At 67.4% G+C, this 15,349-nt stretch carries 16 protein-coding genes; 11 read left to right on the top strand and 5 right to left on the bottom strand.

The window, feature by feature from the left end:
- Positions 1 to 85 precede the first annotated feature (85 nt).
- Positions 86 to 595 carry a hypothetical protein gene (locus ASPU41_RS04865; protein ID WP_069949967.1) on the top strand — a complete coding sequence of 170 codons (510 nt, stop codon included), beginning with the start codon at positions 86 to 88 and terminating at the stop codon, positions 593 to 595.
- Between the two features lie 9 nt (positions 596 to 604).
- On the opposite strand, the gene ASPU41_RS04860 is transcribed toward ASPU41_RS04865, so the two are convergent.
- Positions 605 to 2,110, bottom strand: a complete 1,506-nt coding sequence (locus ASPU41_RS04860) for an amidohydrolase (protein ID WP_069949966.1) — start codon at positions 2,108 to 2,110, stop codon at positions 605 to 607.
- A gap of 356 nt (positions 2,111 to 2,466) precedes the next feature.
- Between ASPU41_RS04860 and ASPU41_RS04855 the strand changes: the two genes are divergently transcribed.
- The 9 genes from ASPU41_RS04855 to ASPU41_RS04815 all read left to right on the top strand — a co-directional run bounded on the left by ASPU41_RS04855 (position 2,467) and on the right by ASPU41_RS04815 (position 10,273).
- Positions 2,467 to 2,838: a hypothetical protein gene (locus ASPU41_RS04855; RefSeq protein WP_069949965.1), complete on the top strand. Its 372-nt coding sequence runs from the start codon at positions 2,467 to 2,469 to the stop codon at positions 2,836 to 2,838.
- Positions 2,835 to 3,890 carry a zinc-dependent alcohol dehydrogenase family protein gene (locus ASPU41_RS04850; RefSeq protein ID WP_069949964.1) on the top strand — a complete coding sequence of 352 codons (1,056 nt, stop codon included), beginning with the start codon at positions 2,835 to 2,837 and terminating at the stop codon, positions 3,888 to 3,890. Before ASPU41_RS04855 ends, ASPU41_RS04850 begins: the two co-directional genes overlap by 4 nt.
- Positions 3,887 to 4,333, top strand: a complete 447-nt coding sequence (locus tag ASPU41_RS04845) for a flavodoxin family protein (protein WP_069949963.1) — start codon at positions 3,887 to 3,889, stop codon at positions 4,331 to 4,333. Before ASPU41_RS04850 ends, ASPU41_RS04845 begins: the two co-directional genes overlap by 4 nt.
- A gap of 36 nt (positions 4,334 to 4,369) precedes the next feature.
- Entirely contained in the window at positions 4,370 to 6,100 is a 1,731-nt protein-coding gene (locus tag ASPU41_RS04840; protein WP_083266365.1) for a DUF4389 domain-containing protein, read from the top strand.
- A gap of 232 nt (positions 6,101 to 6,332) precedes the next feature.
- Positions 6,333 to 7,157, top strand: a complete 825-nt coding sequence (locus tag ASPU41_RS04835) for a DUF4397 domain-containing protein (protein ID WP_069949961.1) — start codon at positions 6,333 to 6,335, stop codon at positions 7,155 to 7,157.
- A gap of 79 nt (positions 7,158 to 7,236) precedes the next feature.
- A complete protein-coding gene (locus ASPU41_RS04830) occupies positions 7,237 to 8,001 on the top strand; it encodes a class F sortase (RefSeq protein WP_083266364.1) in 765 nt (254 codons plus the stop codon).
- Entirely contained in the window at positions 7,998 to 8,627 is a 630-nt protein-coding gene (locus ASPU41_RS04825; protein ID WP_069949960.1) for an RNA polymerase sigma factor, read from the top strand. Before ASPU41_RS04830 ends, ASPU41_RS04825 begins: the two co-directional genes overlap by 4 nt.
- Positions 8,614 to 9,411, top strand: a complete 798-nt coding sequence (locus tag ASPU41_RS04820; protein WP_069949959.1) for an anti-sigma factor domain-containing protein — start codon at positions 8,614 to 8,616, stop codon at positions 9,409 to 9,411. The genes ASPU41_RS04825 and ASPU41_RS04820 overlap by 14 nt, the downstream gene beginning before the upstream one ends.
- Before the next feature lie 82 nt (positions 9,412 to 9,493).
- Positions 9,494 to 10,273, top strand: coding sequence for an SDR family NAD(P)-dependent oxidoreductase (locus ASPU41_RS04815; protein WP_069949958.1), 780 nt, complete (start codon positions 9,494 to 9,496; stop codon positions 10,271 to 10,273).
- Between the two features lie 3 nt (positions 10,274 to 10,276).
- Here the strand turns inward: ASPU41_RS04815 and ASPU41_RS04810 are convergent, their stop codons facing one another.
- The 4 genes from ASPU41_RS04810 to ASPU41_RS04795 form a co-directional block, all read right to left on the bottom strand.
- Positions 10,277 to 10,936, bottom strand: a complete 660-nt coding sequence (locus tag ASPU41_RS04810) for a GntR family transcriptional regulator (protein WP_069949957.1) — start codon at positions 10,934 to 10,936, stop codon at positions 10,277 to 10,279.
- Between the two features lie 131 nt (positions 10,937 to 11,067).
- Complete coding sequence (locus ASPU41_RS04805; RefSeq protein WP_069949956.1) at positions 11,068 to 12,060, bottom strand: transketolase family protein; 993 nt, start codon at positions 12,058 to 12,060, stop codon at positions 11,068 to 11,070.
- Positions 12,057 to 12,959, bottom strand: coding sequence for a transketolase (locus ASPU41_RS04800; protein ID WP_069949955.1), 903 nt, complete (start codon positions 12,957 to 12,959; stop codon positions 12,057 to 12,059). Before ASPU41_RS04800 ends, ASPU41_RS04805 begins: the two co-directional genes overlap by 4 nt.
- Positions 12,959 to 14,296 carry an MFS transporter gene (locus tag ASPU41_RS04795; protein WP_069949954.1) on the bottom strand — a complete coding sequence of 446 codons (1,338 nt, stop codon included), beginning with the start codon at positions 14,294 to 14,296 and terminating at the stop codon, positions 12,959 to 12,961. Before ASPU41_RS04795 ends, ASPU41_RS04800 begins: the two co-directional genes overlap by 1 nt.
- Before the next feature lie 193 nt (positions 14,297 to 14,489).
- On the opposite strand from ASPU41_RS04795, the gene ASPU41_RS04790 reads away from it, so the two are divergent.
- The gene (locus ASPU41_RS04790) at positions 14,490 to 15,314 is read left to right on the top strand and encodes a sugar phosphate isomerase/epimerase family protein (RefSeq protein WP_069949953.1); all 825 of its coding nucleotides are present in this window, start codon (positions 14,490 to 14,492) and stop codon (positions 15,312 to 15,314) included.
- Positions 15,315 to 15,349: the final 35 nt, after the last annotated feature.

Raw genomic sequence — 15,349 nt, 5'->3', positions numbered from 1 at the left:
CGCGGCCGAAGCCAGCGAACGGGCCACGGAACCTGCGGATCCGTAAGCTTTGAAGGAACTCCCAGCGCCCCGACTCAAGGAACCCATGCCGATCAATAGACAGTCACTCAAACAGGACGGGTTCACCGGGTTCCGCCCGCTCGGGGACCTCGACATCAACCGGATCCCGCAGAAGCCCGGGATCTTCGCGGTACTGCAGCCCGAAGGCTTCCGGCCGCAGTTTTTGGCCAAGAGCACGGCCGGCATCTTCAAGAAGAAGGATCCCACCCTTAAAGCGGAGGCGCTGGCCGCCGAATGGGTCGACGGCGCCGACGTCCTCTATGTGGGCAAGGCCGGACCTGGGAGCAAGGGCAACCGTGGGCTGCGCCGGCAGATCCAGGAATTCGTCGACTTCGGCAAAGGCAAGCCGCCTGGCCACTGGGACGGCCGGCTGATCTGGCAGCTCGCCGCGGCCGGCTCGCTGATCGTCGCGTGGAAGGAGCTGCCCGTTGAGCAGCTCAACGCGGCCGAAGCCGCGTACCACGCCGCATTCGAGGATGAGTACGCGCGGCTGCCCTTCGCCAACCTGGTCCAGTCGCGGGTCAAGGGAGGCTAATTCGTCCGGTCAGAGGCCGCTTAGGTATGTGAACCGTCCAGCCACCAGCGTCGCGGCCACGGGCATCGCGGCGAAAGTATCGTCCGCTACCGCCAGCGGGTCGCCGTCGAGGACTACGAGATCCGCAGGGTCCCCCACGCGGATACCGGCCCGCCCGCGCGTTGACGCGGTCAGAGCCTCCTGCCGGGTGAGTGCCTGCTCGAGATGCCAGGGCTCCCGGCCGTCCTGCCGCGCACGGGTGGTTGCCGCCGACATCGCGGTCCACGGGTCCAGCGGCGCCACCGGCGCATCCGAACCAAGCGCCAGGGTGGCCCCGGCAGCCAGCAGCGACCGCAACGGAAACGCCCGGTCCGTGTGCCCGGCCCAATTGGAATCGGCGGCATCACGGTCATCCAGGGCATGGGCGGGCTGGACGCTCGCCGTTACGCCCAGCTCGCCGAAGCGGGCAAAGTCCTGGGCGCGGACAAACTGGGCATGCTCAATCCGGCCGCCGGTCCCGGCCGCCGCGAAGGCATTCAGCGCCACCTCGTTGGCGCCGTCGCCGATCGCGTGCACCGCCGGGAGGAATCCAGACTCCCGGGCACGGACGAGCAGTTCCAGCAGTTCCGGCTGGCTCACGGTGAGCAGCCCGCGGCCGCCGTGCGGATAGGGGTCCACGCAGTAAGCCGTCCGGGTGTTCAGCGAGCCGTCGATCAGCACCTTGAGCGGGCCCGCCCGCAGCAGCCCCGCCCCGCCGTCAAGCGCCTGCCCGGTCCGCATCCCCTCCGCAACGGCCCGCGCGAGGTCCTGCGGATAGACGCCGGCGTCGACCCGGAAAGCATCGAAACCGCCGGCCATACGACGCAGCCAGACGTCCCGGGTCCAGGTCATTTCGAAATCGACAATCCCCACAATCCCGCGTGCCGCCGCCGCCTGCGCGGACTCCCGCACCCAGGCATCCACCACGGCGTCCGGCAGTTTTCCCAGCTCGCGGGTCAATTGAAAGGCCGGCTCCTCGCGCAGCAGCCCGGATGCGTCCACCGCCACACCGTAGCGTTCGACCGCCGCGCTGTTGAGCCAGACGCAGTGCAGATCATGGCTCAGCAACGCCGTCGGCAGGCCCCGGGTGGCGCCGTCGAGCAGCTCCAGGCTGGGAACGTCCGCCCAGACGGCGTCCCGGAAGCCGACGCCCACCACGGTGGGGCCGCTGCCTCCTTCATCCGCCAGGCCCGGGCCGGACAGGGAGGAACGCACGACGCCGGCCGCCTCCCGTGCCGTGGCGGCGCCGGAGAGGTCGATCCGATTGGCGGCGAGAGCCCACTGGGTCATGTGGACATGCTCATCCCACAATCCCGGGATGACACAGCGGCCATCCAGTTCAACCACCCGGACCCGGCGGCCGCCGGGCCTTCCGGCCGGGGTGATCCGCGAAACCACGCCGTCGCTCACGTGCACGTCGCACAGCGCCGTCGCGCCGGGGACCCGCACCGAGGCGAGCACGAGGTGGTTCACGGCATCAACAGGAGTCTCAGGCATAGAAAACAGGCTATGGGCCGGAGGGCTCAGCGCCAATCCGGACCCGCCCACGCGCCAATGAGGAACCGCACCAACGGCCGGGTCCGGTCCCGCCGGAGCAAGGGACTTTCGCCCCTTGCACCGGTAACACCCACCCAGCATGCTGGATTTGGGGCGGTTCCTGCACGGCCATCGGGGGATGAACCGCTTGCTTATCAGTTGTACGGTCTCGCTCGAACCTTGGGGAAGGAAAAGGCATTCTGCCCAATCCCGCGTCTGCGGGATCACGGCAGGAGACCGCAGCCAAACATGACCGTCACTAGCGATATGTACACACTGGAGTCCGCGCACCGGCCGCGCGGGAGCTCTGATACCCCGTGACGCACAGGCAACACGGGAACCGATCCAGCGCTTACTACGCGCACCCCGCGCACGGGGATCCCCGCATCAAGGTGCTGATCCGGATCGACGCCGTGGAGGAGTCGGCGAAGGTCAACGTGCGGGGCGTCGTTACACCCGCAAATATCCGGGCCCTCTACGTCGTCTGCCGCCGCGTCGCCGCCAAACTTCCCGGCTACGAAATCGTAGTGGACCTCGCCCACGCCCATGTGACCTCCGATGCCATTGAAGAACTCCACGAGCATGCCCGCCGCTCAGTCGTGTCATCCGGCATCGACGCCTCAGAAACGCCGTGCCGGCTGCGCATTGTGGATCCGCCGAACATCCTCAGAATCAAGGAGAACGCATGAAAGCCCTCGTCTATGGCGGTCCCGGAGAAAAGTCCTGGACGGACGTCCCCGATCCCAAGGTCCAGAATCCCAGCGACGTGATCGTCAAAGTGGATACCACCACGATCTGCGGCACGGACCTTCATATCCTTAAGGGGGATGTCCCCGCGGTGACCAAGGGCCGGATCCTCGGCCACGAAGGCGTCGGGACCATCACGGAAGTCGGCTCCTCAGTCACCAGCCTGAAGGTGGGGGACCGCGTCATCATCTCTTGCATCAAGTCCTGCGGCCACTGTGCCAACTGCAAGACCGGGCTCTACTCGCACTGCATGGGCGAGGAAGGGGCGTCCGGCATTGGATGGGTCTTCGGGCACCTGATCGACGGCACCCAGGCAGAGTACGTCCGTGTCCCGTACGCGGAGAACTCCCTCCACCTGCTCCCCGAGGGCGTCACCGACGAACAGGCCGTGATGCTCTCCGACATCCTCCCGACCGGCTTCGAGATCGGTGTGCAGTACGGCCGCGTGAAACCCGGCGACACGGTCGCCGTCGTCGGCGCCGGCCCGGTCGGCCTCGCCGCCATCGCCACCGCCGGACTCTACGGAGCCGCCACCATCATCGCCATCGACCTTGACGCGAACCGGCTGGAAAAGTCCCGCGAATTCGGCGCCACCGACGTCGTCCTCTCCGGCGACGCTGACTGGAAGGAGCAGGTGCTTGCCCTGACCGACGGACAGGGCGTTGACGTGGCGATCGAGGCGGTGGGCATCCCGGCGACCTTCAGCATGTGCACGGAGATCGTGCGCCCCGGCGGCAACGTGGCCAACGTCGGCGTGCACGGCAAGTCCGTGGAGCTGCATGTGGAAAACCTCTGGATCCAGAACATCAACATCAGCATGGGCCTGGTGAACGCCAACACCACCCCGATGCTGCTCAAACTTGTGGCCCAGAAGAAGGTGCCGGCGGAGAAGTTCGCCACCCACCATTTCAGCTTCGATCAGTTCCTGGACGCCTACGACACCTTCGCCCGGGCCGCGGAGACGAAGGCGCTGAAGGTTGTGATCACGGCATGAAAGCCCTGGTTGTCTACGATTCGGCGTACGGCAACACGAAATCGGTCGCGGAGGCGATCACCGGCTCGCTCGAGGGGATCCAGGCGAGTTCCGTCGCGGTCGGCGACTTCAGGACCGAATCGCTCGACGCAGGGGACCTGCTCGTGGTCGGAAGCCCGATCAACGGATGGCGTCCGACGCCGAAGATCACCGCGCTGCTCTCGGCCCTGGGCAACGGTGCGCTCAACGGTGTGAAAGCTGCCGCGTTCGACACCCGCGTCCGGATGTTCATCCACGGCGACGCCGCCAAGAAGATAACCCATGCGCTGAAGGCAGGCGGGGCAGACATCATCGCCGAACCCATGCCCTTCTATGTGAAGGGCAGCGAAGGACCGCTGCGCAACGGCGAAATCGAGAAGGCCGAGGCCTGGGCACGAACCCTACTCACCTCCCTCACGAGCTGAGTCAGCTGATCTGAGTCATCTGAAAGGACGGCGGCCATGCGACCAGGCCGGATAGTCATGCTGGTGCTGGGAACGCTCAGCGCTCTCCTCGGACTGGGGCTGCTGGCCGGCGCCGGTGCCGCGGGCTTCGCCAACTACCTGCAACGTGACAACGGGTACTTCACGACCCCGTCGGAACGTTACGCCACGAATTCCTACGCCCTGACAACACCCCGCCTCGACATCATGACCGAAGACGGGGTCCCGGATACAGCACCGGTCGGCATGGTGGGAAGTATCCTGCTGGGCGGTTCGGCGGCCGCCGGCAAGGAAATCTTCATCGGGATCGGGCCGCGGAGCGATGTGGCGGCCTATCTGGACGGCGTCAGCCATTCGGAGATCACGGAAGTACGGTTCAACCCCTTCCGGGCGGAGTACCGGGATGTGGCCGGAGCCCGGGTTCCGGCGAGGCCGGCGGATCAGGGCTTTTGGACCGCGTCAGCCACCGGCGCGGGGGAGCAGCAGCTCGAGTGGGACCTGCGGTCCGGAAGCTGGGCTGTTGTCATCATGAACGCCGACGCAACTGCGCCGGTGGCCGTCGACATGAAGGCAGGAGGCCGCTCCGACCTGCTGTGGCCGGTCTTTATCGGTCTGCTCGCCGGCGGAATCGTCTTCCTGCTCATTGGCGTTCCGCTGATCGTGCTGGGTGCCGCGGGGCTGGGACGCGGCAAGGGCGGACCGCCGCTGCCCGGCCAGCCCGTGCCCGGCCAGCCGCAGTACTCGGCCACTGCACCGCCACCCCGGCTCCATGCGGCGGGAGCGCTGCCAGGTGCGGTGGCAGGCGTCCCTCCGGGCACTGGCGTCGTCTACCCCGCCCGGCTTAGCGGACATCTGGACCCGAACCTGTCCCGTTGGATGTGGCTGTTCAAGTGGCTCCTGGCGATCCCGCACTTCATCGTCCTCTTCTTCCTGTGGTTTGCCTTCGTCGTGGTCACCATCGTGGCGTGGTTCGCGATCCTCTTCACCGGGCGCTACCCGCGCTCGCTGTTCAACTTCAACGTCGGAGTGATGCGCTGGAGCTGGCGTGTGGCCTTCTACTCGTACGGGGCGCTCGGCACGGATCTCTATCCACCGTTCACTCTGGAGCGCACCGGCTACCCGGCCGACTTCGACGTCGACTATCCCGAGAAACTGTCCCGCGGCCTGGTCCTCGTGAAGTCCTGGCTGCTGGCCATCCCCCACCTGCTGATCATTGCGTTGCTGACCGGGACCGCCCAGACCTGGGTGTACCGCGACGGGCAATGGGTGCAGGGTGGCGCCGGCGCCTCCCTGCTCGGGCTTCTGGTCTTCATCGCCGGGGTCATCCTGCTGTTCACCGGGGTGTACTCCAGGGGTCTTTTCGACTTCATCATGGGCCTGAACCGCTGGATCTACCGCGTGGCCGCCTACGTTTCCCTGATGCGCGACGAATATCCGCCATTCCATCTGGACATGGGGCCGCGGGATCCGGGGGATGTTCCGGCGATTCCCCCGGCGGTGCCCCCGGCCGGACCTGGTTACGCGCTTCCCGGCGGTGCCCCGCCCCTCTACGGCCAGCCTGCCCCGGGCGGGACAGGCACACCCGCTGCTGGCGGTCCGGGTGGGACGGCCACGCCCACCGCCGGGCCAGCCGCCGGCCATGCGGGTTTCTACGGTATCGGCGGGCCCGCAGCCGCCGGCCCCGACAAACCGGAAGCCCCCGCCGGCCGGGACAACGCTGCCGGCCCGGACAACCCGCCGCGTATCTAGCCCGCTCCGGAACATCGACAGCCGCGGCCGGGCAGCTCAGTGGAGCCGCCCGGCCGCTTTGCTGTGCCCGCGGCGAAGTGTGCCCGCTGCACTCCGTGATGCCCTTTGCTGCGCCAAAAAGCACACCCCTTAAAAAACTTTTACATGCAGGTGCATCCAAACGGTCCCGCGCGCCGGTAGTAGGGGTGTAAGCAAAAATCGCCCGCCTGGCGGGCCGTTGAAGGAGATGTAAATGCGTACCAGCCTTTTCTCAGCAGGCGCCGTGGCCATCGCGGCAGCTCTCACCCTGGCCGGCCCCGCCCAGGCGGCCGAGTCCGACGCCCAGCTTTCCGTGCTGCACGGCGTGCCCGGCCTGACCGTTGACGTCTGGGTCAACGGCGAACGCACGCTTGACGACTTCGCTCCCGGCACCCTGGCCGGGCCGCTGGCCCTGCCGGCCGGGGACTATGCCCTTGCTATTACCGCCGCCGATGCCGCGGACGCTTCCGCTCCCGTGATTGGGCCTGTGACCGTCACCCTCGCCGCCAGCGGCAACTACACGGCGGTGGCGAACCTCGACGCAGAGGGCAAACCGACGGCCAACTTCTTCACAAACGACGTTTCACCGCTCGATCCCGGCAAGGGCAAGCTCACCGTGCGCCAAACGGCGGCGGCGCCGGCCGTGGATGTCCTCGCAGGCGGCGCCCCCGTGATCTCGGGCCTGGCCAATCCCAATGAGGAGACGCTCACGCTGGATCCCGGCACCCTGTCCGTTGCGGTGGCCGCGGCAGGCACCACGGCTCCGGTGATCGGACCGGCAGATGTGACCGTCACCGAAGGAACACATACGGTGGTGTACGCGTGGGGCAGCCTCGCAGACAACAACCTGCAGCTGGCTGTGCAGAACGTTGAGGGGCTGCACTCCGCTCCCGCCGGCGTTCCCGGCGCACGCTCCGGCGCCGCTGACGCCGGGAACGCAACAGCCGCCACGGTAGGCATCGGCGCCGCGGTCCTCCTGCTCCTTGCCGGCGGGGTCGCTGTGTCCCGCAGGCAGCCGGCGGTCCGCCGCATCCGCTAGGCCGCATCCGCTAACACCGGCCGCCCGGTTAACCGCCGGGCGGCCGGCCCCTGAGCTCCACCACGGCAGGAGGACGGACATGAACCGCAAGACGACGTCGGACGGGACCCGGCGACCCCTCGCCCCCGCTCCGCGGACGGCCGCACACGGCTCCGCCGCTCTCGGCTCCGCCGCACGGGTCGCGGCCGCCGTCGTCACGATGGCGCTGCTGATCGCCGGCTGCACCGCACCGCAGAGCCCCGCCACTCCGGAGCCCACCGCCACCCAGACAGCCTCCCCGGAAACCGCACGACCCGGCACCGAGCCACCGGGGACCCCGCCGGCGCAGGCTCCGCCAAACCCCGTTCCAGGGTCAACCATCCCGGTCCGCCCGGCAACCCCACCGGCCCAGGCACCCGCGGAGCCGGCCCCGCGCTTCCTCACCGTGGAGGGAACCACGATCAACATGCCGATCGTCGAGGTGGGTGTGAGCCCAGACGGGGCCATGGAGATCCCGGAGCCGTTCAATGAGGCCGGCTGGTACCGCTTCGGGCCGGCTCCCGGAGCTGCCGCCGGCACCGCGGTGGTCGCGGCGCACGTCGACACAACGTCCGATTCGGCGCCCTTTTCCCAGCTCAAATCCCTCGCGCCGGGCACCCTCGTGGCTGTCCAGCGCGAAGGGGCCCAGCCCCTGACCTTCCGGGTGACCGGGGTGGAACTTATGGCCAAGGACGCGTTCGACGGCGCATCGATCTTCCGGCGCGACGGCCCGCCCGAGCTGAAGCTCGTGACCTGCGGCGGACGATGGCTGGACGAACAACAGGACTACGGCGACAATGTCATTGTCACGGCGGTGCCTGCATGATTCAGCACGCAGCGCTCAGCGTCGCCACCAACAGGGGGAAGGAGCCGGTCTTGGCACCTTTCGAGGCCTCCTCCGACTGGGACGCGGGACTGAACGAGTCCTTCGCCGCAGGTGACGAAAACGCGTTGACCGAGGCGTACCGGCAGTTCTCGCCCCTGGTGCACACGTTGGCGCTGCGCTCGCTGCGCGACAACTCCGCGGCCGACGACGTCACCCAGGAAGTGTTCATCCGGGTATGGCGCTCGCGGGCTGCATTCGACCCGGCGAAAGCCCGGCTGCCGGCGTGGATCGTGGGCATCACCCGCAACGTGATCACGGATGCGCAGGCGGCCTCAATGCGGGAAACCCGGAAGGTGCTGGCCGCCGTCGAGCTGTCCCCGGACCCGGAACAGGGCGCCGGGCACGCATCGGCGGAGGTCCTGGCCGACCGCCTGCTGCTGGACGGGGAACTGGACAGGCTGGGGGAGCCGCAAGGGTCCATCCTCAAGCTCGCCTTCTACGATGACCTGACGCATTCGCAGATTTCACAGAAACTGGACCTGCCGCTTGGTACGGTCAAAAGCCACATCCGCCGCAGCCTGTCCCAACTCAGAAGCCGATTGGAGGTAGACCGTGCAACATCTTGACCCGGAGTCCCTGAGCCTGCTGGCCCTCGGCGAAGAGCTCGGAGACGACGCCGCGGACCACCTCCGTTCCTGTGCCAGCTGCGCATCGGAATACATGGGTCTCCGTCGCGCCGTGGTGGCGGCAAAGCCCGGACCGGACGCCGCCACGCTGGAGTCACCGGGGCCGCAGGTGTGGGCCGGAATTCACAGCGCCCTGGGACTTTCCACCGCCGTCGCCGCCGACCCGCTTGATTCCCCGACGGCGTCGGGCACCCGCCCGGCGCCACTGCCACTGCCACCGTCCAGTTCCGTGACGCCGCTCCCGACCCGGGAGGAGCGTGCCGGCCGAAAGCAGGAACCTGGCGGAGGCTCCGGCTGGCTCCGCCGACCCGGGGTGTGGCTGGCGGCGGCCGCGGCCACGGCTCTGCTGGCGGGGGGCGTTTTCTGGTCCGTGCAGCAGAGCCAGCCCGCAGTGACCCCGCTTGCCAGGGCCGAACTCGCGCCGGTGGACCAGCATTCCGCCACCGGATCGGCCCGGGTTGTCGAGGCCAAGGACGGGCAACGTACCCTGGAGGTGCGGGTGGACAAGGTCGAGGCCCGCGGTTACCAGGAGGTCTGGCTGATCGCGCCGGACCTGACACGGCTGGTGAGCCTGGGAGTTATGACCTCCGAGTCCGGAACTTTTGCGGTGCCGGCGGGCCTGGATCTGGGCGAGTTCCCGATCGTGGACGTCTCCGACGAGCCGGTCGACGGCAATCCCGCGCACTCCAGCGTGAGCATTGTCCGAGGAACCCTCGCCTCCTAAACTGGGGACGCCTCTTGCCACCGGCTTCCGGCGAGAACATAGTGGAGGGAATTTACCACTCCACCGCGGGAGGCAGGCGACCATGCTGAACAACGAGGCGCCGGGAAACGGATTGCTGCACGGCAAGACCGCGCTGATTTACGGTGCGGGCGGTTCCATCGGCGGCGCGGTGGCCCGGGCCTTCGCGGCGGAGGGCGCCTTCGTCCACCTCGCCGGACGCACCGGGTCGCCGCTGGAAAAAGTGGCCCGGGACATCCATGAGGAGGGCGGGAAAGCGGAAACCGCCGTCGTCGATGCCCTGGACGAGGAACAGGTCGACGCGTTCGTGGACCGGGTGGCGAAGAAGAGCAAACGGATTGATATCTCCTTCAACGTCATCTCCTTCGGCGATATCCAGCAGCCGCTTATGGACATCGACGTCAACGACTTCACGCAGCCCATCAGCCTCGCCACCCGCACCCACTTCCTCACCACCAGGGCCGCGGCGACGCACATGATCAAGCAGCGCTCCGGTGTGGTGCTGATGTTCGGCGGTTCCGGGCCCCAGACGCTGCCCGGGCTGGGCGGTTTCAAGGTGGCCCTGGACGCGATGGAAGGGCTGCGCCGGCAGTGGGCCCTGGAGCTGGGAAAACACGGCGTCCGGGTGGTCACCCTGGTGTCCGGCGGCATCATCGAGACGATCCCGTGGCAGACGGAAGGGCGCGAGGAGATCATCGTGGAGATCTCCAGGTCCGCGCACCTGAACCGCACCGCTACGCTGGCCGACGTCGGAAACGTGGCCTGCTTCGTCGCCTCGGACAAGGCCGGGGCGATCACCGACGCCACGGTCAACATTTCCGCCGGCGCGATCGTGGACTATTAGGGGCTAAGCCACCAGATTCGCCGCGGCGCCATCCATGTGCTCAAGGATGGTCTGCCGCGCGAGCGAGGAGTCGCCGGATTCGATCGCCGTAACGATGTCGTAGTGCCTGTCGACGCTCATGTTGCTGACAGCCCGCTCCACACCCGCGAACATGATCGACATGCGGATGGAACCTTCCAGGGACTCCCATGAGTGCAGCAGGGTCTCGTTGCCGGTGAGGCGGCACAAGGTCCGATGGAACTCGAGGTCGGATTCAATCCGCTCCTCCAGGCTGCCCTGCGCAGCCGCCGCCATGGCTTCGATCGCTTTGCGCAGCGAAGCGGTGACCTGCACCCGGTCCGGCAGTTGGCACAGAGTCCGCGCGGCCAGCGATTCAAGCGCGGCCCGCACCGCGAAGATGTCGCGGATTTCCTTGGCGTCCAGATGGCGAACCGACAGCCTGCCCCGCGGCCCGGCCGAGAGCAGGCCCTCCTGTTCCAGCTGGCGCAGTGCCTCCCGCAGGGTTCCGCGGCTGATCTGCAGCATGTCAGAGAGTTCCGTCTCCACGAGGTGCCGTCCGGGCTCCAGCTCGCCGCTGGTAATAGCGATGCGCAGCGCGGACAAGGCCTGTTCGCGGAGGCTCTTCTTCTCGAGTCCCAGCAGCGGTGCTGTAGCTCCGGCCATGGCGGGTGTCCTCAAATGTCTCGGGGTGACGGTTGACAACTTAATGTCAACCGTTGGTGTGTTAACTGTTGATCCTACGGGAGAAGCGCGGCACAGGCGTGTGCCTGTGCCGCGCTTCTCCCGTTTCCGGGCTAACGCAGTTCGGCGAGGACTTTCGCGACGATTTTCTGGACGGTGAGTCCGTAGCGGTCATGGAGGGTGGGCAGTGCGCCGGCGTCGAGGAACTGGTCCGGCAGGGCAATCGGTACGACGCGTCTGCCCAGCCCGGCGGTAACGACGGCGGCCGCGACGGTTTCGAAGAGGCCGCCGATCACGCTGTGGTTCTCCAGCGTCACCGCCAGCCGGTCGGTGTTGAGCTCCGCGAGCACCGTCGCGGTGTCGAAGGGTTTGATGGTGGGGGCGTGGACAACGGCAACATCCACGTGGTGGGCGGCGAGGGCCTGGGCGGCCTGAAGCGCGCGCATGGTCATCAGGCCGCTGGAGATGAAGACGACGTCGGCGCCGCCGCGCAGGACTTTGGCTTTGCCGAGTTCGAAGCTGTAGTCGTACTCGTCCAGCACGGTCGGGACGTTGCCGCGCAGCAGCCGCAGGTAGCTGGGTCCTGCGCTGGCGGCGAGCTGGGGGACGGCCTGCTCGATGTCCAGGGAGTCGCAGGGATCGACGATGGTCAGGTTGGGCATGCCGCGGAAAATCGCCATGTCCTCGGTGGCCTGGTGGCTGGGCCCGTACCCCGTGGTGAGGCCGGGGAGCCCCCCGACGATGTTGACGTTCAGGTTCGGTTCGGCGGCGTCCAGGCAGAGGAAGTCATAGGCGCGCCGGGCGGCGAAGACGGAATAGGTCGAAGCGAAGGGCACCAGCCCCGTCTCGGCCAGGCCGGCGGCGGCCCCGAAGAGCAGCTGCTCGGCCATGCCCATCTGGAAGAACCGTTCCGGGTAGGCCTGGGCGAAGATGTGCATGTCGGTGTACTTGCCAAGGTCCGCGGTCAGGCCGACGATCTTGTCGTTGTCGTGGGCGGCCTTTGCCAGGGCGTGCCCGAACGGTGCGGACACGGTGTTCTGGCCAGGGTCCGCGAAGGACGCGATCATGGCTGAAGTCTTCAGCTTGGGTGCGGTGGAGGTGCTCATCGGCTGGCCTTTTCTTCGTATCCCGCAGTCAACTGCTCGCGGCAGGTCTGCCATTCGTGTTCCTCGATGCGCATGAAGTGCGCCTTTTCCCGGTCCTCCAGCAGCGGCACGCCGCGGCCGACCTTCGTGTCGCACAGGATCACGGAAGGCCGTCCCGTGACGGCTGCCTGGTCGGCGGCGTTGTCGAACGCTGTCAATAGGGCGCCGATGTCGTTGCCGTCCACGCGCCGGGTGTACCAGCCGAAGGCCTCCCACTTTTCGGTCACGGGTTCGGTGCGGAGCACGGTGTCCGTTTTCCCGTCGGCCTGCAGGGCGTTGATGTCCACCATCGCGGTCAGGTTGCCGAGCTGGTGGTGGTGGGCGCCCATCGCGGCCTCCCAGGTGGAGCCCTCGTCGAGTTCGCCGTCGGAGAGGAAGTTGTAGACCCTGGACGTGGAGCCCTGGTGGCGCAGGCCCAGGGCGATGCCGACTGCGATGGAGAGACCGTGGCCCAGCGACCCGCCCGAGATTTCCATGCCGGGGGTGTAGGTGGACATTCCGGACATCGGCAGCCGGGAATCGTCCGAGCCGTAGGTGTCCAGTTCCTCGACCGGGAGGATCCCGGCCTCGGCCAGCGCCGCGTAGTGCCCGATGGCGTAGTGGCCGGTGGAGAGCAGGAACCGGTCACGTTCCTCCCACTCCGGATCGTCGGGGCGGAACCTGAGCTGGTCCGCGTACACGGCGGCGAGCATGTCCGCCGCGCCCAGGGCCTGGCCTACGTAGCCCTGGCCCTGGACCTCGCCCATGTTCAGGGCGTGGTGCCGGATCCGGTACGCGGCGCCGCTGACGCGCGCTGTGCGCTCGGTTGCGGTCTCGCCGGGAAGCCGCGCGGCTGTGTGCAGCGCTTCAGCCGTGGCCATCAGAAGTTCACCAGCTCGGGGGTGCTTTTGCTGGCCTGGTCCGCGAGCTGGCGCTCACGCTTGCCCCAGGTTTCGCGGGTGACGACGGCGGCCCAGAGCCCGATGGCGGCGTAGAAGCTGAAGAGCAATGCCGGGCCCATCCAGCCGAAGCTGACGAACAGCAGCGTAGTGATGAACGGCGTGAAGCCGGAAACCATGGCCGAAATCTGGTAGGCAAGCGAGGCGCCGGACGCGCGGGTTTTCGCCTGGAAGAGCTCCGGGAACCAGGCGCCCTGGGCGCCGGCGAGGGAGTTCTGGCACACGGCGTAGGAGATCGCGAGCGTGGCGATGATCAAGATGAACAGGCCGGTATTGACCAGCATGAACATCGGGAGACCGAACAGCAGGGCGAAAGCGCAGGACCAGATGTAGAGGGGGCGGCGGCCGATCCTGTCCGTCAGGCGGGCCCAGGCCATTGTGGCAAAGATGCCGATCGCCGAAGCGATGCAGAGGGCCACCAGGGTCTGGGTCTTGTCAGCCAGCTGCTGGGTGTGAAGGTAGGAAATCATGTAGGTGATGGATACGGCGTAGCCTGCGGTCTCGGCAATGCGGAGACCGATCCCCTTGACGATGTTGCGCCAGTCGGTCTTGATGACCTCGACGATCGGCGACTTCACGATGGCGCCGCTGTCCTTGACCTCGTCAAAGACGGGGGACTCGGGGACCTTGGAACGGATGATCAGGCCGACGGCGACGAGCACAATGCTGGCCAGGAACGGGATGCGCCAGGCCAGTTCACCGCCGAGCTGGACACTGAAGAGGAAGACGAGGTTGGCCAGCAGCAGCCCGACCGGGAATCCGGCCTGGACGATGCCGGTGTACCGGCCCTTGGCCTTCCACGGGGCGTGTTCGTAGCTCATCAGGATCGCGCCGCCCCACTCGGCACCGAAAGCCAGGCCCTGGACGATACGGACGAAGACGAGCAATGCGGGGGCCAGCAGGCCAACCTGGCTGTAGGTGGGGAGCAGGCCGATCATGAACGTTGCGATGCCCATAAGGATCAGCGATGCGACAAGGACGGGTTTGCGGCCGAGCTTGTCGCCGAGGTGGCCGCCGATGATGCCGCCGATGGGCCGGGCGGCAAAGCCGACGCCCAGCGTGGCGAAGGCGGCAAGGGTTCCCGTTACCGGGTCGCCGGTCGGGAAAAACGCCGTGCCGAAGTACAGGGCAGCTGCCGTGCCGAAACCAATGAAGTCATAGGTCTCGATCACTGCGCCGACGCCGGAGCCGATGGCGACCCGCTTTGCGTCCTTGGTGCCGTGGACCGGCCCCCTCATGTTCAGAGCTTCGTTGCTCATGGTGAATCCCTTTCGAATAGCGGCTGACGCCTCAGCGCCATCACTGTCGACTGTTAACAAATGATACGCCAGTGTGACCCGCGCCTCATGTCATTGTCAACAGTCAACTTCAAAGGTTGACTGTTGACAGTAAGCTTCCGTACTGTGGTCTGCATCACCACCGCCCCCGGGCATGACCAGAGGATCAACGACGATGTTCAACTCCCGACTCGGCTGCTCGTCCATCAGTTTCCGGCACCAGGACCTGCCCACGGCGCTCCGCACCATGACGGAGCTCGGCTTCGAGGAAATCGACCTTGGCGCCCTCCCCGGCGTCTGCGACCACGTCCCCTACGAACTTGACCTGCCCGCCGTCGCAGTCGTTGCGGCCGAGGTCGCGGCCTCCGGCCTCCGGGTGCGCTCGGTCAACGGAGACATCGGGGACCTCAACGCGGTACTCGACGCCGGCGGGGAGGCGGCCCGCGAACGGCACCTGGCGGCGCTGCTCACCCTCACGGCCGACACTGGAGCGAGGGCGCTGGTTCTTCCCTGCGGAGCCCTGAACCACGAACCGGGCCGGAGCCTGGAGGAGGACCTGGACGCCGTCGCTGCCGGACTGATCCACGCCGGGCAGCGTGCGGCCGGGTTCGGCGTCGAAGTCTGGACCGAATCGCTGCACTTCCTCCGGTTCTGCTGGAACCTCGAGCGCGCCGAACTGCTCGCCCAGCGGCTGGCCGGGTCCGGCGTCGGAATCGTCATGGACTTCAGCCACATCGTGGCCGCCGGCGAGGAGCCCCTCGAGTACCTCCGGCGCCACGAGGGACGGATTTCCCACGTCCACCTGCGCGACGCAGTCCCGGGCAACATCAACCTCAGCATCGGCAACGGGCACGCGGACTTCGCCGCAGGACTCCGCAGCCTCGCGGCGCAGGGTTATACCGGCCATTTCTCGCTCGAACTCGAAACCCGTGACGTCACCCACGGGGAACGCCCCGCCGCGGCCGCCAAGGCCGCCAGTTTCATCACCGACCTCATCTGACCACCGGCTGCTCCGTAACTGCCGTTATGAGCCCT

This window comes from Arthrobacter sp. U41 (genome assembly GCF_001750145.1).
Classification (GTDB): Bacteria; Actinomycetota; Actinomycetes; order Actinomycetales; family Micrococcaceae; genus Arthrobacter.
This window is presented reverse-complemented; position numbering and strand designations above follow the sequence as displayed.